General features: G+C 59.1%; 17 protein-coding genes and 1 pseudogene. 16 read left to right on the top strand and 2 right to left on the bottom strand.

Annotated features, from left to right (window positions below; all coding sequences use genetic code 11):
• Positions 1-13 precede the first annotated feature (13 nt).
• The 8 genes from nuoG (at position 14) to nuoN (ending at position 10,039) form a co-directional block, all read left to right on the top strand.
• Positions 14-2,737, top strand: a complete 2,724-nt coding sequence (gene nuoG, locus ACMGGX_RS03230; RefSeq protein WP_252032540.1) for an NADH-quinone oxidoreductase subunit NuoG — start codon at positions 14-16, stop codon at positions 2,735-2,737.
• On the top strand, positions 2,734-3,711 hold the full coding sequence (gene nuoH / locus ACMGGX_RS03225; RefSeq protein WP_047346615.1) for an NADH-quinone oxidoreductase subunit NuoH: 978 nt from the start codon (positions 2,734-2,736) through the stop codon (positions 3,709-3,711). Before nuoG ends, nuoH begins: the two co-directional genes overlap by 4 nt.
• A gap of 13 nt (positions 3,712-3,724) precedes the next feature.
• Positions 3,725-4,267: an NADH-quinone oxidoreductase subunit NuoI gene (gene nuoI / locus ACMGGX_RS03220; protein ID WP_003861491.1), complete on the top strand. Its 543-nt coding sequence runs from the start codon at positions 3,725-3,727 to the stop codon at positions 4,265-4,267.
• Positions 4,268-4,277: 10 nt separating this feature from the next.
• Positions 4,278-4,832, top strand: coding sequence for an NADH-quinone oxidoreductase subunit J (gene nuoJ / locus ACMGGX_RS03215; RefSeq protein ID WP_023312534.1), 555 nt, complete (start codon positions 4,278-4,280; stop codon positions 4,830-4,832).
• The gene (nuoK, locus tag ACMGGX_RS03210; RefSeq protein WP_003861496.1) at positions 4,829-5,131 is read left to right on the top strand and encodes an NADH-quinone oxidoreductase subunit NuoK; all 303 of its coding nucleotides are present in this window, start codon (positions 4,829-4,831) and stop codon (positions 5,129-5,131) included. The genes nuoJ and nuoK overlap by 4 nt, the downstream gene beginning before the upstream one ends.
• A complete protein-coding gene (gene nuoL, locus ACMGGX_RS03205; protein WP_014884634.1) occupies positions 5,128-6,969 on the top strand; it encodes an NADH-quinone oxidoreductase subunit L in 1,842 nt (613 codons plus the stop codon). The genes nuoK and nuoL overlap by 4 nt, the downstream gene beginning before the upstream one ends.
• 76 nt (positions 6,970-7,045) lie before the next feature.
• Positions 7,046-8,575 carry an NADH-quinone oxidoreductase subunit M gene (nuoM, locus tag ACMGGX_RS03200; protein ID WP_023312532.1) on the top strand — a complete coding sequence of 510 codons (1,530 nt, stop codon included), beginning with the start codon at positions 7,046-7,048 and terminating at the stop codon, positions 8,573-8,575.
• A gap of 6 nt (positions 8,576-8,581) precedes the next feature.
• The gene (gene nuoN, locus ACMGGX_RS03195; RefSeq protein ID WP_023312531.1) at positions 8,582-10,039 is read left to right on the top strand and encodes an NADH-quinone oxidoreductase subunit NuoN; all 1,458 of its coding nucleotides are present in this window, start codon (positions 8,582-8,584) and stop codon (positions 10,037-10,039) included.
• Positions 10,040-10,131: 92 nt separating this feature from the next.
• Here nuoN and ACMGGX_RS03190 read toward each other — a convergent pair whose 3' ends face one another.
• Both ACMGGX_RS03190 and rbn read right to left on the bottom strand, forming a co-directional pair.
• A complete protein-coding gene (locus ACMGGX_RS03190; protein WP_023312530.1) occupies positions 10,132-11,136 on the bottom strand; it encodes a chemotaxis protein in 1,005 nt (334 codons plus the stop codon).
• A gap of 64 nt (positions 11,137-11,200) precedes the next feature.
• Positions 11,201-12,118, bottom strand: a complete 918-nt coding sequence (gene rbn, locus ACMGGX_RS03185) for a ribonuclease BN (RefSeq protein ID WP_348561546.1) — start codon at positions 12,116-12,118, stop codon at positions 11,201-11,203.
• Between the two features lie 71 nt (positions 12,119-12,189).
• On the opposite strand from rbn, the gene ACMGGX_RS03180 reads away from it, so the two are divergent.
• The 8 genes and pseudogenes from ACMGGX_RS03180 (at position 12,190) to menE (ending at position 20,100) form a co-directional block, all read left to right on the top strand.
• A complete protein-coding gene (locus ACMGGX_RS03180) occupies positions 12,190-12,651 on the top strand; it encodes a GNAT family N-acetyltransferase (RefSeq protein WP_348561545.1) in 462 nt (153 codons plus the stop codon).
• A 53-nt stretch (positions 12,652-12,704) separates the two neighbouring features.
• Positions 12,705-13,010 carry a stress response protein ElaB gene (gene elaB, locus ACMGGX_RS03175; protein ID WP_008500219.1) on the top strand — a complete coding sequence of 102 codons (306 nt, stop codon included), beginning with the start codon at positions 12,705-12,707 and terminating at the stop codon, positions 13,008-13,010.
• Positions 13,011-13,096: 86 nt separating this feature from the next.
• The gene (gene menF, locus ACMGGX_RS03170) at positions 13,097-14,392 is read left to right on the top strand and encodes an isochorismate synthase MenF (RefSeq protein WP_348561544.1); all 1,296 of its coding nucleotides are present in this window, start codon (positions 13,097-13,099) and stop codon (positions 14,390-14,392) included.
• A gap of 88 nt (positions 14,393-14,480) precedes the next feature.
• A complete protein-coding gene (gene menD, locus ACMGGX_RS03165; protein ID WP_420298033.1) occupies positions 14,481-16,151 on the top strand; it encodes a 2-succinyl-5-enolpyruvyl-6-hydroxy-3-cyclohexene-1-carboxylic-acid synthase in 1,671 nt (556 codons plus the stop codon).
• Positions 16,148-16,924: a 2-succinyl-6-hydroxy-2,4-cyclohexadiene-1-carboxylate synthase gene (menH, locus tag ACMGGX_RS03160; RefSeq protein WP_181593547.1), complete on the top strand. Its 777-nt coding sequence runs from the start codon at positions 16,148-16,150 to the stop codon at positions 16,922-16,924. Before menD ends, menH begins: the two co-directional genes overlap by 4 nt.
• A complete protein-coding gene (menB, locus tag ACMGGX_RS03155) occupies positions 16,921-17,778 on the top strand; it encodes a 1,4-dihydroxy-2-naphthoyl-CoA synthase (protein ID WP_159514608.1) in 858 nt (285 codons plus the stop codon). Before menH ends, menB begins: the two co-directional genes overlap by 4 nt.
• On the top strand, positions 17,778-18,743 hold the full coding sequence (gene menC / locus ACMGGX_RS03150) for an o-succinylbenzoate synthase (protein ID WP_181593546.1): 966 nt from the start codon (positions 17,778-17,780) through the stop codon (positions 18,741-18,743). Before menB ends, menC begins: the two co-directional genes overlap by 1 nt.
• Positions 18,740-20,100: pseudogene (menE, locus tag ACMGGX_RS03145) on the top strand (o-succinylbenzoate--CoA ligase). Before menC ends, menE begins: the two are co-directional and overlap by 4 nt.
• The last annotated feature ends 16 nt before the right edge of the window (positions 20,101-20,116 follow it).

Below are 20,116 nucleotides of genomic sequence, written 5' to 3'. Positions count from 1 at the left end.
TGGAAGCATGCTAATGGCTACGATTCATGTAGACGGCAAAGAATACGAAGTCAACGGGGCGGACAACCTGCTGGAAGCTTGTCTGTCTCTTGGCCTCGATATTCCGTACTTTTGCTGGCATCCGGCGCTGGGCAGCGTCGGTGCTTGCCGCCAGTGTGCGGTGAAGCAATATCAAAACGCGGAAGACACGCGTGGTCGCCTGGTGATGTCCTGTATGACGCCAGCCACCGAAGGCACTTTTATTTCGATTGATGACGAAGAAGCGAAACAGTTCCGCGAAAGCGTTGTGGAATGGTTGATGACCAACCACCCGCACGACTGTCCGGTCTGTGAAGAGGGCGGTAACTGCCACCTTCAGGATATGACCGTGATGACCGGCCACAGCTTCCGTCGCTATCGCTTTACCAAGCGTACCCACCGTAACCAGGACCTGGGGCCGTTCATCTCTCACGAAATGAACCGCTGCATCGCCTGCTACCGCTGCGTGCGTTACTACAAAGACTACGCAGACGGTCAGGATCTGGGCGTTTATGGCGCGCACGATAACGTCTACTTCGGTCGTCCGGAAGACGGTACGCTGGAAAGCGAATTCTCCGGTAACCTGGTAGAAATCTGCCCGACCGGCGTATTCACGGATAAAACCCACTCCGAGCGTTACAACCGTAAATGGGACATGCAGTTTGCGCCAAGCATCTGCCAGCAGTGTTCCCTCGGCTGTAACACCAGCCCGGGTGAGCGCTACGGCGAACTGCGCCGTATCGAAAACCGTTACAACGGTACCGTTAACCACTACTTCCTGTGCGACCGCGGTCGTTTCGGCTATGGCTATGTGAACCTGAAAGACCGTCCGCGTCAGCCGGTTCAGCGCCGTGGCGACGACTTCATTACCCTGAACGCTGAACAGGCGATGCAGGGCGCGGCAGATATTCTGCGCCAGTCGAAGAAAGTGATCGGTATCGGCTCCCCGCGCGCCAGCATCGAAAGCAACTTCGCGCTGCGCGAGCTGGTTGGGGCGGAAAACTTCTATACCGGTATCGCCCAGGGCGAGCAGGAACGTCTGCAGCTGGTACTGAAAGTGCTGCGTGAAGGCGGTATTCATACCCCTGCGCTGCGCGAAATCGAATCTTATGATGCGGTCCTGGTGCTGGGTGAAGACCTGACGCAGACCGGCGCACGCGCGGCTCTGGCGGTTCGTCAGGCGGTGAAGGGTAAAGCACGTGAAATGGCAGCGGCGCAGAAAGTGGCCGACTGGCAGATTGCGGCGATCCTGAACATCGGTCAGCGCGCGAAGCATCCTCTGTTTGTGACCAACGTTGACAACACCCGTCTGGACGACATCGCGGCGTGGACCTACTGCGCACCGGTTGAAGATCAGGCGCGCCTCGGCTTTGCGATTGCCCACGCGCTGGACAGCAGCTCGCCGGCGGTAGAACTGGATCGCGACCTGCAGAACAAGGTTGACGTGATTGTTCAGGCCCTGGCAGGTGCGAAGAAACCGCTGATTATTTCCGGAACCAATGCCGGCAGCGCGGAGATCATTCAGGCGGCAGCCAACGTTGCCAAAGCCCTGAAGGGCCGCGGTGCGGACGTCGGTGTGACCATGATTGCCCGTGCGGTGAACAGCATTGGTCTGGGCATGATCGGCGGCGGCTCGCTGGAAGCAGCGTTAAGCGAACTGGAATCCGGTGCCGCTGACGCCGTTGTGGTGCTGGAAAACGACCTGCATCGCCACGCCTCTGCCGCTCGCGTTGACGCCGCGCTCTCCAAAGCGCCGCTGGTAATGGTGATTGACCATCAGCGCACCGCGATCATGGACAAAGCGCACCTGGTTCTCTCTGCGGCAAGCTTCGCAGAAAGCGACGGTACCGTTATCAACAACGAAGGCCGCGCACAGCGTTTCTTCCAGGTTTACGACCCGGCCTACTACGACAGCAACACCGTGATGCTGGAAAGCTGGCGCTGGCTGCACTCCCTGCACAGCACCGTGCAGAGCCGTGAAGTGGACTGGACGCAGCTCGACCACGTTATCGACGCGGTAGTCGAAAAACTGCCTCAGCTGGCAGGCATTAAAGATGCCGCACCTGAAGCAAGCTTCCGCATTCGCGGCCAGAAACTGGCGCGTGAACCGCACCGTTACAGCGGCCGTACCGCGATGCGCGCCAATATCAGCGTGCACGAACCGCGCCAGCCGCAGGATAAAGACACCATGTTCGCCTTCTCCATGGAAGGGAACAACCAGCCGTCTGCGCCGCGTTCGCAAATCCCATTCGCATGGGCACCAGGCTGGAACTCCCCGCAGGCCTGGAACAAGTTCCAGGCTGAAGTGGGTGGTTCCCTGCGCCACGGCGATCCGGGCGTGCGTCTGATTGAAGCCTCCGAAACCGGTCTGGACTTCTTCACCACCGTACCGGCGAGCTTCCAGGCGCAGGATGGCAACTGGCGTATCGCGCCGTACTACCATCTGTTCGGTAGCGACGAGCTTTCCCAGCGTTCACCGGTCTTCCAGACCCGCATGCCGCAGCCGTACATCAAGCTCAACCCGGCGGATGCCGCGAAGCTTGGCGTTAACGCGGGCGCAAACATCGCCTTTAGCTATGACGGCCAGACAATCAGCCTGCCGCTGATTATCTCCGAAGGTCTGACAGCAGGGCAGGTGGGTCTGCCGATGGGTATGCCTGGCATCGCGCCGGTTCTGGCGGGTGCGCGTCTTGATAACCTGCAGGAGGCAAAAGCATGAGTTGGTTAACGCCGGATCTTATCGACATCCTGCTGAGCATTCTGAAAGCGGTTGTTATCCTGCTGGTAGTGGTCACCTGCGGTGCGTTCATGAGCTTTGGTGAACGTCGTCTGCTCGGTCTGTTCCAGAACCGTTATGGACCGAACCGCGTGGGCTGGGGTGGTTCACTCCAGCTGGTCGCGGACATGATCAAGATGTTCTTTAAAGAGGACTGGATCCCGCGCTTCTCGGACCGCGTGATCTTTACTCTGGCACCGATGATCGCCTTCACCTCGCTGCTGCTGGCGTTTGCTATCGTTCCGGTCAGCCCGACCTGGGTGGTTGCTGACCTGAACATCGGCATTCTGTTCTTCCTGATGATGGCAGGCCTCGCGGTTTACGCGGTGCTGTTCGCAGGCTGGTCCAGTAACAACAAATACTCGCTGCTGGGTGCGATGCGTGCTTCCGCGCAGACGCTGAGCTACGAAGTGTTCCTGGGTCTCTCCCTGATGGGCGTGGTGGCGCAGGCCGGTTCATTCAACATGACCGACATCGTTAACAACCAGGCCGACATCTGGAACGTTATTCCGCAGTTCTTTGGGTTTATTACCTTTGCAATCGCGGGCGTGGCCGTGTGTCACCGTCACCCGTTTGACCAGCCAGAAGCCGAACAGGAACTGGCCGACGGTTACCACATCGAATATTCCGGTATGAAATTCGGTCTGTTCTTCGTGGGCGAGTACATCGGTATCGTCACCATTTCCGCGTTGATGGTAACGCTGTTCTTCGGTGGCTGGCATGGCCCGTTCTTACCGCCGTTCATCTGGTTCGCGCTGAAAACCGCGTTCTTCATGATGATGTTCATTTTGATTCGCGCAGCGTTACCGCGTCCGCGTTATGACCAGGTAATGTCCTTCGGCTGGAAAGTGTGCCTGCCGCTGACGCTCGTCAACTTGTTGGTAACGGCGGCTGTCATTCTCTGGCAGCAGCCATAAGGGGCTATAGACCATGACCTTAAAAGAATTACTGGTAGGCTTCGGTACCCAGGTACGCAGTATCTGGATGATCGGCCTGCACGCGTTTGCCAAACGCGAAACCCGGATGTACCCGGAAGAGCCGGTATATCTGCCGCCGCGCTACCGTGGCCGTATCGTGCTGACGCGCGATCCGGACGGTTCCGAGCGCTGCGTTGCCTGTAACCTGTGTGCGGTAGCGTGCCCGGTAGGCTGTATCTCTTTGCAGAAAGCAGAGACGGTAGACGGCCGCTGGTACCCTGAGTTCTTCCGCATCAACTTCTCACGCTGCATCTTCTGCGGTCTGTGTGAAGAAGCGTGCCCAACCACGGCGATTCAGCTGACTCCAGACTTCGAGCTGGGTGAGTACAAGCGTCAGGACCTGGTGTACGAGAAAGAGGATCTGCTGATTTCCGGTCCGGGCAAATACCCGGAATATAACTTCTACCGGATGGCGGGTATGGCAATCGACGGCAAAGATAAGGGCGAAGCAGAGAACGAAGCTAAGCCTATCGACGTCAAGAGCCTGTTACCGTAAGGAGAGGGCAATGGAATTCGCTTTTTATATCTGTGGCCTTATCGCCATCCTGGCTACGCTGCGAGTGATTACGCACACCAATCCGGTGCATGCGCTGCTGTACTTAATCATCTCGCTGCTGGCCATTTCCGGGGTGTTCTTCGCACTGGGCGCGCACTTCGCCGGTGCGCTGGAAATCATCGTCTACGCCGGGGCCATCATGGTGCTGTTCGTGTTCGTGGTGATGATGCTGAACCTGGGCGGCTCTGAAATTGAGCAGGAACGTCAGTGGTTAAAACCGCAGGTGTGGATTGGTCCGGCAATTTTGTCGGCCATCATGCTGGCGGTGATTGTTTACGCCATTCTGGGCGTCAACGATCAGGGCATCGACGGCACGCCGATCGGCGCTAAAGAGGTCGGTATCACGCTCTTTGGCCCATACGTTCTGGCGGTTGAACTGGCCTCAATGCTGCTGCTGGCAGGTCTGGTTGTTGCTTTCCACGTTGGCCGCGAAGAGCGTGCTGGCGAGGTGCTGAGCAACCGCACTGACGACCGCGCGAAAAGAAAAACGGAGGAGCGCGCATGATCCCCTTAACACATGGACTGATCCTCGCTGCGATTTTATTCGTTCTGGGTTTGACCGGTCTGGTTATCCGCCGCAATCTGCTGTTTATGCTGATCGGTCTGGAAATCATGATTAACGCCTCCGCGCTGGCCTTCGTGGTCGCCGGAAGCTACTGGGGCCAGACCGATGGTCAGGTGATGTACATTCTCGCCATCAGCCTCGCGGCTGCTGAAGCGAGTATTGGCCTGGCGCTGTTGCTGCAGCTCCATCGTCGCCGCCAGAACCTGAACATCGATTCAGTAAGTGAGTTGCGTGGATGAACATGCTTGCCTTAACCATTATTTTTCCGCTGATTGGCTTCGTGCTGCTGGCGTTTTCTCGCGGCCGCTGGTCTGAGAATCTGTCTGCGACCGTGGGCATTGGCTCCATCGGTCTGGCTGCGCTGGTGACGGCGTATGCGGGTATCGATTTCTTTAACAACGGGCGTCAGCCTTTCAGCGTGCCGCTGTGGACCTGGATGTCGGTCGGTGATTTCAACATCGGCTTCAACCTGGTGCTGGACGGCCTCTCGCTGACCATGCTTTCCGTGGTCACCGGCGTTGGCTTCCTGATCCACATGTTCGCCTCCTGGTATATGCGCGGTGAAGAGGGTTACTCCCGCTTCTTCGCCTACACCAACCTGTTTATCGCCAGCATGGTGGTTCTGGTGCTGGCCGATAACCTGCTGCTGATGTATCTGGGCTGGGAAGGCGTAGGTCTGTGTTCTTACCTGCTGATCGGTTTCTACTACACCGATCCGAAGAATGGCGCAGCGGCCATGAAAGCGTTCGTCGTGACCCGCGTGGGTGACGTCTTCCTCGCTTTTGCGCTGTTCATTCTTTACAACGAACTGGGCACGCTGAACTTCCGCGAAATGGTGGAACTGGCGCCGGCACACTTCGCTGCAGGCAACAACATGCTGTGGTGGGCAACGCTGATGCTGCTGGGTGGCGCTGTGGGTAAATCCGCGCAGCTGCCGTTGCAGACCTGGCTGGCCGACGCGATGGCGGGTCCAACCCCTGTCTCCGCGCTGATCCACGCCGCGACCATGGTAACCGCCGGTGTCTACCTGATTGCGCGTACCCATGGCCTGTTCCTGATGACCCCGGAAATTCTGCATCTGGTGGGTATCGTCGGTGCGGTCACCCTGGTGCTGGCAGGCTTTGCTGCGCTGGTGCAGACCGACATCAAACGCGTTCTCGCGTATTCCACCATGAGCCAGATCGGTTACATGTTCCTGGCGCTGGGCGTTCAGGCATGGGACGCGGCCATTTTCCACCTGATGACGCACGCGTTCTTTAAAGCGCTGCTGTTCCTCTCATCCGGTTCCGTGATTCTGGCCTGCCATCACGAGCAGAATATCTTCAAGATGGGCGGACTGCGTAAGTCCATTCCGCTGGTTTATGTCTGCTTCCTGGTGGGCGGCGCGGCGCTGGCGGCACTGCCGCTGATCACCGCGGGCTTCTTCAGTAAGGACGAAATCCTTGCGGGTGCCATGGCGAATGGTCATATCAATCTGATGGTTGCGGGTCTGGTCGGTGCGTTCATGACCTCCCTGTATACCTTCCGTATGATTTTCATCGTATTCCACGGTAAAGAACAAATTCACGCTCACGCAGGGAAGGGAATTACCCACCACCTGCCGCTGATTGTGCTGCTGGTACTGTCCACCTTCGTTGGCGCGATGATTGTGCCACCGCTGCAGGGCGTACTGCCAGACACCACCGAGCTTGAGCACGGTCGCGTTCTGACGCTTGAAATCACCTCCGGTGTGGTCGCTATCGCGGGCATCCTGATCGCTGCATGGCTGTGGCTGGGCAAACGTACGCTGGTGACTGCCGTTGCCAACAGCGCGCCGGGCCGTCTGCTGGGCACCTGGTGGTACAACGCGTGGGGCTTCGACTGGCTGTACGACATGATCTTCGTTAAGCCGTTCCTGGGCATTGCGTGGCTGCTGAAGCGCGACCCACTGAACAGCCTGATGAATATCCCGGCGATCCTTTCCCGCTTTGCAGGTAAAGGCCTGCTGTACAGCGAGAACGGTTACCTGCGCTGGTATGTGGCGTCCATGAGCATCGGTGCGGTTGTCGTGCTGGCGCTGCTGATGGTGTTGCGTTGATCGTTAAGTGAATTTTATTCGAATTCGTTGAAAATCAGGCCCCTGCTGGGGGCCTTAAAAAGGAATGTAAATCGCCATGTTACTACCCTGGCTAATATTAATTCCCTTCATCGGCGGCTTCCTGTGCTGGCAGACTGAACGCTTTGGCGTGAAGATGCCGCGCTGGATCGCGCTGATCACCATGGGATTGACGCTCGCGCTTGGCCTGCAACTGTGGTTGCAGGGCGGTTACTCACTGACCCAGTCTGCGGGCATTCCGCAGTGGCAGTCTGAGTTCATTCTGCCGTGGATCCCGCGTTTCGGCATTACGATCCACCTGGCGATTGACGGCCTGTCGCTGCTGATGGTGGTGCTGACCGGTCTGCTCGGCGTTCTGGCGGTACTTTGCTCCTGGCGAGAAATCGAAAAATACCAGGGCTTCTTCCACCTGAACCTGATGTGGATCCTGGGCGGCGTAATCGGCGTGTTCCTTGCCATCGACATGTTCCTGTTCTTCTTCTTCTGGGAGATGATGCTGGTGCCGATGTACTTCCTGATCGCGCTGTGGGGCCACAAGGCGTCCGACGGTAAAACGCGTATCACGGCGGCAACCAAGTTCTTCATCTATACCCAGGCGAGTGGTCTGGTGATGTTGATTGCCATTCTGGCGCTGGTGTTTGTTCACCACAACGCGACCGGAACCTGGACCTTCAACTACGAAGATCTGCTGAAGACGCCAATGTCCCACGGCGTTGAATACCTGCTGATGCTGGGCTTCTTCATCGCGTTCGCGGTGAAAATGCCGGTCGTTCCGCTGCACGGCTGGCTGCCAGACGCGCACTCTCAGGCACCAACGGCGGGTTCCGTTGACCTGGCGGGCATCTTGCTGAAAACGGCGGCCTACGGTCTGCTGCGTTTCGCACTGCCGCTGTTCCCGAATGCCTCCGCAGAGTTCGCACCGATTGCCATGTGGCTGGGTGTGATCGGTATCTTCTACGGTGCCTGGATGGCCTTCACGCAGTACGACATCAAGCGTCTGATTGCCTACACCTCCGTTTCCCACATGGGTTTCGTGCTGATTGCTATCTACACCGGCAGCCAGCTGGCGTACCAGGGCGCGGTGATCCAGATGATTGCGCACGGTCTGTCCGCAGCCGGCCTCTTCATCCTGTGCGGTCAGCTGTATGAACGTCTGCATACCCGCGACATGCGTATGATGGGCGGCCTGTGGAGCAAAATTAAATGGCTGCCAGCGCTGTCCATGTTCTTCGCAGTGGCTACCCTGGGGATGCCGGGTACCGGTAACTTCGTCGGCGAATTTATGATTCTGTTCGGCAGCTTCAAAGTGGTACCGGTGATTACCGTGATCTCCACCTTTGGTCTGGTGTTTGCTTCCGTGTACTCGCTGGCGATGCTGCACCGCGCCTACTTCGGTAAAGCGAAGAGCGAAATTGCTGCACAAGAACTGCCGGGGATGTCGCTGCGTGAGCTGTTCATCATCCTGCTGCTGGTCGTACTGCTGGTGCTGCTGGGCTTCTTCCCGCAGCCGATTCTGGATACCTCGCATAGCGCGATGGGTAACATCCAGCAGTGGTTTGTTAATTCTGCTTCTACTACAAGGCCGTAATTCGCCATGACAATAACTCCACAACAACTGATCGCGCTGCTACCGCTGCTGATCGTCGGATTGACGGTGGTGGTTGTGATGCTCTCCATTGCGTGGCGACGCAATCACTTCCTGAATGCCACGCTGTCGGTTATCGGCCTGAACGCCGCGTTAGTCTCTCTCTGGTTTGTTGGCCAGGGTGGGGCGATGGACGTCACCCCGCTGATGCGCGTTGACGGTTACGCCATGCTGTATACCGGTCTGGTGCTGCTGGCGAGCCTGGCAACCTGTACCTTTGCGTACCCATGGCTCGAAGGCTACAACGACAACAAAGAAGAGTTTTACCTGCTGGTTCTGATTGCCGCGCTGGGCGGCATTCTGCTGGCGAATGCGAACCACCTGGCTGCGCTGTTCCTCGGTATTGAGCTGATCTCTCTGCCGCTGTTCGGCCTGATTGGTTACGCCTTCCGTCAGAAGCGCTCCCTGGAAGCAAGCATCAAGTACACCATTCTGTCTGCTGCTGCGTCCTCGTTCCTGCTGTTTGGTATTGCGCTGCTGTACGCACAGTCCGGTAACCTCTCTTTCATGGCGCTCGGCAAGAGCCTCGGTGACGGCATGCTGCATGAGCCGCTGCTGCTGGCAGGTCTGGGCATGATGATTGTTGGCCTCGGCTTCAAACTCTCTCTGGTGCCGTTCCACCTGTGGACGCCAGACGTATACCAGGGCGCCCCGGCTCCTGTATCGACCTTCCTGGCGACGGCGAGCAAGATCGCTATCTTCGGTGTGGTCATGCGTCTGTTCCTGTACGCGCCTGTGGGTGACAGCGAAGCGGTTCGCGTGGTGCTGGGCATTATCGCGTTCGTCTCCATCATCTTCGGTAACCTGATGGCGCTGAGCCAGACCAACATCAAGCGTCTGCTGGGCTACTCGTCTATCTCTCATCTGGGCTACCTGATGGTGGCGCTGATTGCGCTGCAGAGCGGCGAGATGTCGATGGAAACCGTGGGCGTGTATCTGGCCGGTTACCTGTTCAGCAGTCTCGGCGCCTTCGGCGTGGTGAGCCTGATGTCCAGCCCGTACCGTGGCCCGGATGCCGATTCACTGTTCTCCTACCGTGGTCTGTTCTGGCACCGTCCGATCCTGTCCGCGGTAATGACCGTGATGATGCTCTCTCTGGCAGGTATCCCGATGACGCTTGGCTTCATCGGTAAGTTCTACGTGCTGGCCGTCGGTGTGCAGGCGCACCTGTGGTGGCTGACCGCGGGCGTGGTTATCGGCTCCGCGATTGGTCTCTACTACTACCTGCGCGTGGCCGTGAGCCTGTACCTGAGCGCGCCTCAGCAGCTCAACCGTGATGCCCCAACCAACTGGCAGTACAGCGCCGGTGGTATCGTCGTGCTTATCTCCGCACTGCTGGTGCTGATCTTCGGTATCTATCCGCAGCCGCTGATTGATATCGTGCAGCGAGCGATGCCGCTGATGTAAAAACAAAAAACCCGCCTCGGCGGGTTTTTTTATGGTTTTCTCCCTCTCCCCGTGGGAGAGGGCCGGGGTGAGGGCACCAGCCCGCACCATGCTTAAGCCAGCTGCTTCCGGCTAATCAACGGCCCGTCAATCTTCTTCATCGAGCGGTCCAGCACTTCCTCAATCACCGACGACAGCTCGTTCAGCTCAAACTTCGCGACGTACCCGTCAGCCTTCACCTTGCGAATATGGTCTTCATTGGCGTTGCCGGAAAGGGAAGAGTGGATCACTACCGGAATGTCCTTCAATACCGGGTCGGTTTTGATTTTGCGCGTCAGCGTAAAACCGTCCATCTCCGGCATTTCGAGGTCGGTCAGCACCAGAGCGATCTTATCGGTGATGGGAACTCCTTCAGCCTGCGCCTGTGCGGCCAGCACGCCAATTTTCTCCCACGCGTCTTTGCCGGTGATATGCAGCTGCGCGGGGATCTCCATCGCCTGCAGACCTTTCTCCAGCATCGAGCGCGCCACCTTGGAATCTTCCGCAACGATGGCGACAGCGCCCGGCTTGATATGGAATTTGGTGGTCTTCAGATTCGTAGCGTGCAGATCGTGATTGGCCGGGGTGATGTCATACAGGATCTGCTCAACGTCCAGCACCATCGCCAGATCGTTGGTATCGGTCTTCTCGTCAAGACACGCGATGCTGGTGATGTAGCGACCGCTGACGGCGGTTTCCGCCGCATGCACCTGTTTCCAGTCCAGACGCATGATGTTCTCAACCGATTCCACGGCAAACGCCTGCACGCTGCGCGCATATTCGGTGATCAGCAGGATGTTCAGCCCGGTGGTGGGCTTACAGCCCGCAACGGCGGCCAGGTCAATCACCGGGATCACCTGATCGCGAATATTCACCATTCCCATCAGCGGCGATTTCATCCCGGCGGGTTTCGTGAACTCCGGCATCGGCACAATTTCACGCAGCTTAAAGACGTTAATGCCAAACAGCTCGGATTTATTTTCGTTCAGAGAGGTGCCAAGACGGAACAGCAACAGTTCAAAACGGTTCGACAGGGTCAGATTCGCCCTGTCATCAATATCTTTCTGGAAATTATCCATTCTACCCTCGAGAGAAATGCTGACCTTTTAATCGTTATCGGCATCCTGAGGGAAAAATGAAGGACTAAACGCTAACCTGAGCGAAATCTTCGGCCAGCTCACATTCCGGGAACAGCGCACGGCACTCTGCCAGCAGGCTTGCGCATCCCCGCGCGTCGTAGCGCGAGCTGACGTGGGTGACGATGAGCCGCCCGACGCCCGCGTCACGGGCAAGCTGCGCCGCCTGACGCGTGGAGCTATGGCCCCGGCTGTTGGCTTTCTCTTCCATCGCCGTTTCAAGCGTCGCTTCATGCACCATCACGTCCACGCCCTGAGCCAGCGTGAGCGCCGCCGGGCACGGGGCCGTATCGCCAAAAATCGCCAGTTTTTTGCCGGGCTGCGGTGCGGCGAGATAATCCTGGCCGTTAATGACGCGTCCGTCCTCCAGCGTGACGGTCTCTCCGTGCTTAAGACGCTGGAACAGCGGCCCGGGTTTTACGCCGTCGGCCATCAGCGCGGCGGCATCCAGCGCGCCGGGTTTATCATGCGCATCAATACGGTAGCCATAGCACTCCACAGGATGATTGAGCGGTTGAGCGGTAACCCGGTAATCCCCGTCATCAAAAACCAGGCCTTCAGCAATCTCAACGACCTCCAGCGGATAATCTGTCCATGACCCGCTCAGGCGTAGCGTAGTTTCAACAAATTCACGAATACCCGCTGGCCCGTAAATCGTCAGCGGGTTGGCGTTACCGGCCATCGAGCGGCTGCACAGAAGGCCGGGAAGGCCAAACAGGTGGTCGCCATGCTGATGGGTGATAAAAATTTTATCCAGCTTGCCGGGGTGGTAAGCGGTGTGTAACAGCTGATGCTGCGTCCCTTCACCGCAGTCAAACAGCCACAGCCCGCCGCGGGTGGGATGCTTAAGATCCAGCAGGATCGCCGTCACGTTCCGTGAGCGGGTTGGCACGCCAGCGGACGTACCCAGAAAAATCAGTTCCATAACGCAATCAGCCCTTTGCCGAACGGGGAGGGGTTTAGTATAACGTGATGAACCCCAGGAAGGAGACTGACATGATCCAGTGGCAAGATTTACATCATAGCGACCTCACCGTTCATTCACTTTATTCCCTGCTGAAGCTGCGCTGTGAAGTGTTTGTTGTGGAACAGACCTGCCCGTATCAGGACATCGACGGCGATGACCTCGTTGGTGAGAACCGCCATATCCTCGGCTGGCGGGATAACGAGCTGGTGGCGTATGCGAGGATTCTGAAAAGCGAAGACGATTTTGAGCCTGTCGTCATTGGTCGCGTCATCATTAGCGGCAAGGCGCGCGGTGAAAAACTGGGCTATCAGCTGATGGAAAAAACGCTGGAGGCGTGCCGGAAACAGTGGCCGGACAAGGCGTTATACCTGGGCGCGCAGGCGCATCTTCAATCCTTTTACGGGCACTTTGGCTTTGCGCCAGTGACGGATGTATATGACGAAGATGGTATTCCGCATATCGGCATGGCGCGGGAAACGAAGCAGGCGTAATGGCGAGTCGTTGGCTATAGTTAGCGGACTGGTGTACTAACATGGAGAAAAATATGTCATTTCAATCCTGGGATACCCGTATCGACGACGACCTGGCCTTGCTGAGCGAAACGCTGGAAGAGGTGTTACGTTCCTCGGGCGACCCTGCCGATCAGAAATATATTGAGCTAAAAGCCCGTGCCGAGCAGGCGCTGCATGAAGTGAAAAACCGCGTCAGTCATGCGTCAGATACTTACTACTACCGTGCCAAAAAAGCGGTGTATCGTGCCGATGATTACGTGCATGAAAAACCGTGGCAGGGTATTGGGGTGGGTGCTGCCGTAGGGCTGGTGCTGGGGCTGCTGTTAGCCCGTCGTTAAGCCGCTTAACCACTCCCTATACGTGGGTACTGCTATTTATGGCCAGTACCCCGTATAATATGAGGTTTTAACAGGGAGAGGTTCGCGTGAATTCGATTTTCCTCGCGCTGGAGCAACTGCGTACCCAGCTTTCGCAAGCGTTACCCGCAGCACCCGGCATACGTCATTTCGACGTCACTTTCCCGTTAAACGACGCCTTCGATCCCCTCGCCTGGCTGGGCGAGCAGCAGTGTTATCCGCAGTTTTACTGGCAGCAGCGTAACGGTGATGAAGAGCTGGCCGCGCTGGGGGCGGTCACCCAATTTTCCTCTCTGGCATTAGCCTCGCAGTTTTTGCACGCGCAAAACGCGGCAAGTGATACCCGCATCTGCGGCCTGAACGCCTTTAATCCCGAACAGGGTAGCCTCTTTTTACCGCGACTGCTCTGGCGACGCATCGCCGGCAACGCCACGCTGCGCCTGCAGCTGTGGAGCGACCGCTCGCTTGTGGAGGATGCCCGCGTCGCGCAGGATTTTTTACAGCGGCTTCGTCCTGCCAAATCTATCCGTCCGCTCTCCGTTCAGGTTGAGCACGAAACCCATCAGCCGCAGCAGGCCGACTGGCTGAAGCTTATCCGCAGGGCGACGGAGACCATCGCGCGAGGTGATTTTGAAAAAGTGGTGCTCGCCAGGGCAACCGATCTGCAGTTCACACAGCGCGTTAACCCTGTCGCGCTAATGGCCGCCAGCCGCGCCCTCAATTTACATTGCTATCATTTCTGCATGGTATTCGACGCCCGCAACGCGTTTCTCGGCTCTACGCCCGAGCGTCTCTGGCGGCGGCGCGGCAAGCTGCTGCGCACGGAAGCGCTCGCTGGCACCGTCGCCAGCCATACCGAAGATAGCCAGGCGCAGCGTCTCGGCGAGTGGCTGCTGAACGATGATAAAAACCAGCGCGAAAATATGCTGGTGGTGGAAGATATCTGCCAGCGTCTTCAGCACTCTACGCAGACGCTTGAGGTACTGCCCCCCCAGGTGGTACGCCTGCGTAAGGTGCAGCATTTGCGCCGCTGTATCTGGACCGAGCTCAAACAGGCCGACGACGAGCAGTGTCTGCTCATGTTGCAGCCGACCGCGGCCGTTGCCGGATTACCCCGACAGCCCGCGCGCGAGTTTATCCAGAAGGTTGAACCCTTTAACCGCGAGTGGTACGCCGGTTCGGCCGGGTATTTATCCCCCGAACAGAGTGAGTTCTGCGTGGCGCTGCGCTCCGCGCGCGTTCAGGAGGACTCCCTGCGGCTCTACGCCGGCGCCGGTATTGTCAGCGGATCTGACCCGGAGCAGGAGTGGCAGGAGATTGAAAACAAAGCCGCCGGATTGCGCTCTCTGCTCCTAAGGGATTAACACAGATTCGCGCAATCCCGATTCATATCAAAATTCCAATTTTTTCTATTATTTATACTGTGTCGCATTCTTGATACCGGACAATCTCATGTCAGTAAGTTCTTTTAACCGACGCTGGGCGGCGGTGATCCTTGAAGCCCTGACGCGCCATGGCGTCAGGCACGTGTGTATTGCACCGGGTTCTCGCTCAACGCCGCTGACGCTGGCGGCCGCAGAAAACCGGGCGTTGATTCACCACACCCACTTTGATGAACGCGGCCTCGGCCATCTGGCGCTGGGTCTGGCGAAAGTCAGCAAAGAACCTGTGGCGGTGATCGTCACCTCCGGTACCGCCGTGGCGAACCTCTATCCGGCCCTGATTGAAGCCGGGTTAACGGGTGAAAGACTGATCTTACTGACGGCCGATCGTCCCCCTGAGCTTATCGACTGCGGTGCCAATCAGGCCATTCGACAGCCGGGGCTCTTTTCTTCGCATCCTTCGCAGACGATTTCGTTACCGCGTCCCACCCAGGATATTCCGGCAAGCTGGCTGGTCTCCACCGTCGATCACGCCATGGAGACGTTGCGCAGCGGGGCGTTGCATATCAACTGCCCGTTTGCCGAGCCGCTGTACGGCGAGCTGGACGACACGGGTCTTGACTGGCAGCAGTCCCTCGGCGACTGGTGGCAGAGTGAAAAACCGTGGCTGCGCGAGCAGACGCATCTTGAGAGCGCGAAACAGCGCGACTGGTTCTTCTGGCGGCAGAAGCGCGGCGTGGTGATAGCCGGGCGCATGAGCGCCGCTGAAGGCAAACTGGTTGCCGAATGGGCGCAAACCCTTGGCTGGCCGCTGATTGGCGACGTGCTTTCCCAGACCGGGCAGCCGCTGCCGTGCGCCGATCTCTGGCTGGGTAACGCGAAAGCGGTCACCGAGCTTGCGCAGGCGCAGATTGTGGTCCAGCTTGGATCGAGTTTGACCGGCAAACGGTTACTGCAGTGGCAGGCCACCTGCACGCCGGAAGAGTACTGGCTGGTGGATTCGCTGGAAGGACGGCTTGACCCGGCGCACCACCGCGGTCGTCGTCTGGTCAGCAGTATCGACGCCTGGCTGACGCTTCATCCGGCTGAGAAACGCAAGCCCTGGGCTGTGGCCATCCCGGACCTTTCGCGTCAGGCGTGGGAGCTGACCAAAGCGCACTGTGAAGCGTTTAGCGAAGCCGGGCTGGCGCACCGCATTCGCCAGTACCTGCCTGAACAGGGGCAGCTGTTTGTCGGCAACAGCCTGGTCGTGCGGCTGATTGACGCTTTCTCAAAGCTGCCTGCGGGCTACCCGGTGTACAGCAACCGCGGTGCCAGCGGCATCGACGGGCTGATCTCGACGGCGGCGGGCGTGCAGCGCGCCAGCGCGAAATCGACGCTGGCGATCGTGGGCGATCTCTCCGCGCTCTACGATCTCAACGCGCTGGCGCTGCTGCGTCAGGCGTCAGCCCCGTTTGTGCTGATTGTGGTCAACAACAACGGCGGTCAGATTTTCTCCCTGTTGCCAACGCCGCAGAGCGAGCGCGAGCGCTTCTATCTGATGCCGCAGAACGTGCAGTTCGAACACGCCGCGGCGATGTTTAGCCTGAAATACCATCGCCCGGAAAGCTGGGAACAGCTGGACGCGGCGTTAAGCAGCGCCTGGAAACAGCCGGGCGCGACGCTGATTGAGCTGGTGGTGAACGAGGCTGACGGTGCGCAGTCCCTGCAAAGCCTGCTGGCGCAGGTGAGCCAGCTGTGATCCTCTCGGGCGTGCAGCAGGCCGGAAAACCCGGCTATCCCTGGCTGGTCTTTTTGCACGGTTTTTCGGGCGACCGCCGCGAGTGGCAGAGGGTCGGTGAAGGGCTCAGCGATTATCCCCGGCTGTATCTGGATCTGCCGGGTCACGGTGGATCCCGGAATCTGGGCGTGACGGGGTTTGACGAGATGAGCACGTTGCTCACCCGAACCCTTCTTAGTTACAACATACTTAAATTCTGGCTCATCGGGTACTCCCTCGGCGGCCGCATTGCGATGTTTCATGCCTGCCAGCAGCCGAAGGGGCTGCAGGGCGTGATGGTGGAGGGAGGACACCCGGGCCTGCAGGAAGCCGATGCGCGAAATGCGCGGCTGGCGTCCGACCGCCGCTGGGCAACGCGTTTTCGCACCGAACCGCTGGATAAGGTGTTCGCTGACTGGTACCAACAGCCCGTGTTCGCCTCCCTTACGGACGCCCAGCGCGAGGCTCTTATTACCCTGCGCAGCCAGAACAACGGCGCGACGCTGGCGATGATGCTCGAGGCTACCTCGCTGGCCGTGCAGCCGGATTTGCGTGCCGCGCTTAGCGCACGCGATTTCTCTTTTGACTATCTCTATGGCGAACGGGATGAGAAGTTCGCGGCCCTTGCCGCGGAAGTGAACGCCGTTCGCCATACCATTCCCAATGCCGGACACAACGCCCACCGGGAAAACCCCGATGCGGTTATCGCGAGTCTGGCTCAGATACTGCGTTATCGAATAAAGGACACTCTATGATCTATCCTGATGAAAACATGCTCTACGCCCCGGTTGAATGGCAGGACTGTTCCGAAGGCTACACCGACATTCGTTACCACAAATCCACCGACGGCATTGCCAAAATTACCATCAACCGTCCGCAGGTGCGTAACGCCTTCCGTCCGCTGACCGTGAAAGAGATGATTCAGGCCCTGGCGGATGCGCGCTACGACGACAACATCGGCGTGATTGTCCTGACCGGCGAGGGCGATAAAGCGTTCTGCTCCGGCGGCGATCAGAAAGTGCGCGGCGACTACGGCGGATACCAGGACGATGCGGGTACCCACCACCTGAACGTCCTCGATTTCCAGCGTCAGATCCGCACCTGTCCAAAACCGGTGGTGGCGATGGTGGCAGGCTACTCCATCGGCGGCGGTCACGTGCTGCACATGATGTGCGATCTGACCATTGCCGCCGAGAACGCCATCTTCGGCCAGACCGGTCCGAAAGTGGGGTCCTTCGACGGCGGCTGGGGCGCCTCGTACATGGCGCGCATCGTCGGGCAGAAAAAAGCCCGCGAAATCTGGTTCCTGTGCCGTCAGTACAACGCTCAGGAAGCGCTGGATATGGGCCTGGTGAATACCGTGGTACCGATTAGCGATCTCGAAAAAGAGACCGTGCGCTGGTGCCGTGAAATGCTGCAAAACAGCCCGATGGCGCTGCGCTGCCTCAAAGCCGCTCTCAACGCCGACTGCGACGGACAGGCGGGTTTGCAGGAGCTGGCGGGCAACGCCACCATGCTGTTCTACATGACCGAAGAGGGTCAGGAAGGGCGCAATGCGTTTAACGAAAAACGCCAGCCGGATTTCAGCAAATACAAACGGAACCCGTAATGCGTCGCGCGCAGGTTTACCGCTGGCAGATACCGATGGACGCGGGCGTGGTGCTGCGTGAACGGCGGTTAAAAACCCGTGACGGTTTCTTCGTGCATCTGCAGCAGGACGAGCGGGAAGGCTGGGGCGAAATTTCACCTCTGCCGGGCTTTAGCCTGGAGTCGCTGGATGACGCGCAGTCAGCATTGCTGGCGTGGGCGGACGCGTGGCGTGAGGGCGCGGATCCGGCGTTGCCGGAGGTGCCTTCCGCGGCTTTTGGCATCAGCTGCGCGCTGGCGGAGCTGGACGGCAGCCTGCCTGAAGAGGCTAACTACCGCGCGGCACCGCTCTGTACGGGCGATCCTGACGAGCTGTTCGCGCTGCTCTCCGCCATGCCGGGCGAGAAAGTGGCGAAAATTAAAGTCGGTCTCTACGAGGCGGTGCGCGACGGCATGGTCGCTAACCTGCTGCTGGAGGCGATCCCCGACCTTCATCTGCGTCTGGACGCTAACCGCGCCTGGACGCCGCTCAAGGCGCAGCAGTTTGCAAAGTACGTCAACCCGGCGTACCGCAGCCGCATTGCCTTCCTGGAAGAGCCGTGCAAAACCCGCGATGATTCGCGCGCGTTTGCCCGCGAAACGGGGATTGCCATCGCCTGGGATGAAAGCCTGCGTGAGGACGATTTTGAATTTATCGCCGAGCCCGGCGTCAGCGCGGTGGTGATTAAACCGACGCTGACCGGCAGCCTGGCGAAGGTGCGCGAGCAGGTCGCGGCAGCGCACGCCTCGGGGCTGACGGCGGTCATCAGCTCGTCGATTGAGTCCAGCCTTGGGCTGACCCAGCTGGCGCGCATTGCCGCCTGGCTAACGCCGGATACGATCCCCGGCCTCGACACGCTGAACCTGATGCAGGCCCAGCTTATCCGCACGTGGCCAGACAGCGCGCTGCCGTGCCTCGACGTCGCGGCGCTGGAGCCGTTGTTATGAGTTTTTCCGACTGGCCGTGGCGGCACTGGCGCGCGCAGTTTGCTGATAAACCGGCCCTGAGGCTGAACGACGAGGTGCTCAGCTGGCAGCAGCTGTGCGCCCGCGTCGACCGCCTTGCGGCAGAGTTTCATCTGCAGGGCGTGGAGGAGGGCAACGGCGTGCTGCTGCTGGCCCATAATCACCCGCATACCCTGCTGGCGTGGCTGGCGCTGCTCCAGTGCGGGGCGCGCATTCTTCCCGTTAATCCGCAGCTGCCGCGCCCGCTGCTGGACGTGTTGCTCCCGCAGATGACGCTGCGCTTTGCGCTGGTGCTGGACGGTACCTTTGACGGTCTTCCTGGTCTGAGCATGCGCGAGCGCGCGGGGGAAAATCGCGTTGCGTGGCAACCGGCGCGTCTGGCGTCGATGACGCTAACCTCCGGCTCCACCGGGCTGCCGAAAGCGGCGGTGCATACCTGCGACGCCCATCTCGCCAGCGCGCGCGGCGTTTTGTCGCTGATGCCCTACGGTGAAGACGACGACTGGCTGCTTTCGCTGCCGCTGTTTCACGTTTCCGGGCAGGGGATTTTATGGCGCTGGCTGCAGGCCGGCGCGCGGTTAACCGTGCGCGAGAAACAGCCGCTGGCGCAGGCGTTGCGCGGCTGTACGCACGCCTCGCTGGTGCCGACCCAGCTCTGGCGTCTGCTTAATGCCCACCAGGCTGTTGCACTGAAAGCGGTGCTGCTGGGCGGGGCCGCCATCCCTGTGGAGTTGACGCAGCAGGCGCGCGAGCAGGGGATTCACACCTTCTGCGGCTACGGCCTGACCGAGTTTGCCTCTACCGTCTGCGCGAAAGCGGCGGACGGCGAGCCGGACGTAGGCTATGCGCTGCCGGGCAGAGAGGTGCAGGTGGTTAACGGTGAAGTCTGGATCCGGGCAGAGAGTATGGCCTCAGGCTACTGGCGGGACGGCGAACTAGTTCCGCTGACCAACGCGCAGGGATGGTTCGCCACCCGCGATCGCGGTGAATGGCATGACGGCCGCCTGACGATCCTCGGCCGCATGGACAACCTTTTTTTAGCGGCGGAGAAGGGATCCAGCCGGAGAGCCTTGAGCGTGTTATCGCCCGCCATCCGCAGATTAACCAGGTGTTTATCGTCCCGCTGGACGACGCCGAGTTTGGACAGCGTCCGGTGGCGGTGGTGGAGTGCGAGCCGGGAACGGATATCAGCTGTTTACCTGACTGGGTCAGGGATAAGGTAGCGCGTTTTGAGCAACCCGTCCGCTGGCTGCTGTTGCCGACCGAACTCAAAAATGGCGGCATTAAAGTCTCGCGCCGCGCGTTGCAGCAGTGGGTGAACGCCTCGCTGAAGGGATAATAGCCGTTTCAAATAA

It is taken from the genome of Enterobacter sp. BNK-29 (assembly GCF_048684785.1).
GTDB lineage: Bacteria > Pseudomonadota > Gammaproteobacteria > Enterobacterales > Enterobacteriaceae > Enterobacter > Enterobacter cloacae_M.
Note: the sequence above shows the minus strand (reverse complement) of the source record. Positions and strands in the feature narration are given on the sequence as shown.

What these genes read in the sequence shown, in the direction of transcription:
- nuoN (WP_023312531.1), top strand. Translation starts at nt 8,582, where the DNA reads ATGACAATAACTCCACAACAACTGATCGCGCTGCTACCGCTGCTGATC.
- nuoJ (WP_023312534.1), top strand. Translation starts at nt 4,278, where the DNA reads ATGGAATTCGCTTTTTATATCTGTGGCCTTATCGCCATCCTGGCTACG.
- nuoI (WP_003861491.1), top strand. Translation starts at nt 3,725, where the DNA reads ATGACCTTAAAAGAATTACTGGTAGGCTTCGGTACCCAGGTACGCAGT.
- nuoK (WP_003861496.1), top strand. Translation starts at nt 4,829, where the DNA reads ATGATCCCCTTAACACATGGACTGATCCTCGCTGCGATTTTATTCGTT.
- nuoL (WP_014884634.1), top strand. Translation starts at nt 5,128, where the DNA reads ATGAACATGCTTGCCTTAACCATTATTTTTCCGCTGATTGGCTTCGTG.
- nuoH (WP_047346615.1), top strand. Translation starts at nt 2,734, where the DNA reads ATGAGTTGGTTAACGCCGGATCTTATCGACATCCTGCTGAGCATTCTG.
- nuoG (WP_252032540.1), top strand. Translation starts at nt 14, where the DNA reads ATGGCTACGATTCATGTAGACGGCAAAGAATACGAAGTCAACGGGGCG.
- menD (WP_420298033.1), top strand. Translation starts at nt 14,481, where the DNA reads ATGTCAGTAAGTTCTTTTAACCGACGCTGGGCGGCGGTGATCCTTGAA.
- menC (WP_181593546.1), top strand. Translation starts at nt 17,778, where the DNA reads ATGCGTCGCGCGCAGGTTTACCGCTGGCAGATACCGATGGACGCGGGC.
- rbn (WP_348561546.1), bottom strand. Translation starts at nt 12,118, where the DNA reads ATGGAACTGATTTTTCTGGGTACGTCCGCTGGCGTGCCAACCCGCTCA.
- ACMGGX_RS03190 (WP_023312530.1), bottom strand. Translation starts at nt 11,136, where the DNA reads ATGGATAATTTCCAGAAAGATATTGATGACAGGGCGAATCTGACCCTG.
- ACMGGX_RS03180 (WP_348561545.1), top strand. Translation starts at nt 12,190, where the DNA reads ATGATCCAGTGGCAAGATTTACATCATAGCGACCTCACCGTTCATTCA.
- nuoM (WP_023312532.1), top strand. Translation starts at nt 7,046, where the DNA reads ATGTTACTACCCTGGCTAATATTAATTCCCTTCATCGGCGGCTTCCTG.
- menB (WP_159514608.1), top strand. Translation starts at nt 16,921, where the DNA reads ATGATCTATCCTGATGAAAACATGCTCTACGCCCCGGTTGAATGGCAG.
- elaB (WP_008500219.1), top strand. Translation starts at nt 12,705, where the DNA reads ATGTCATTTCAATCCTGGGATACCCGTATCGACGACGACCTGGCCTTG.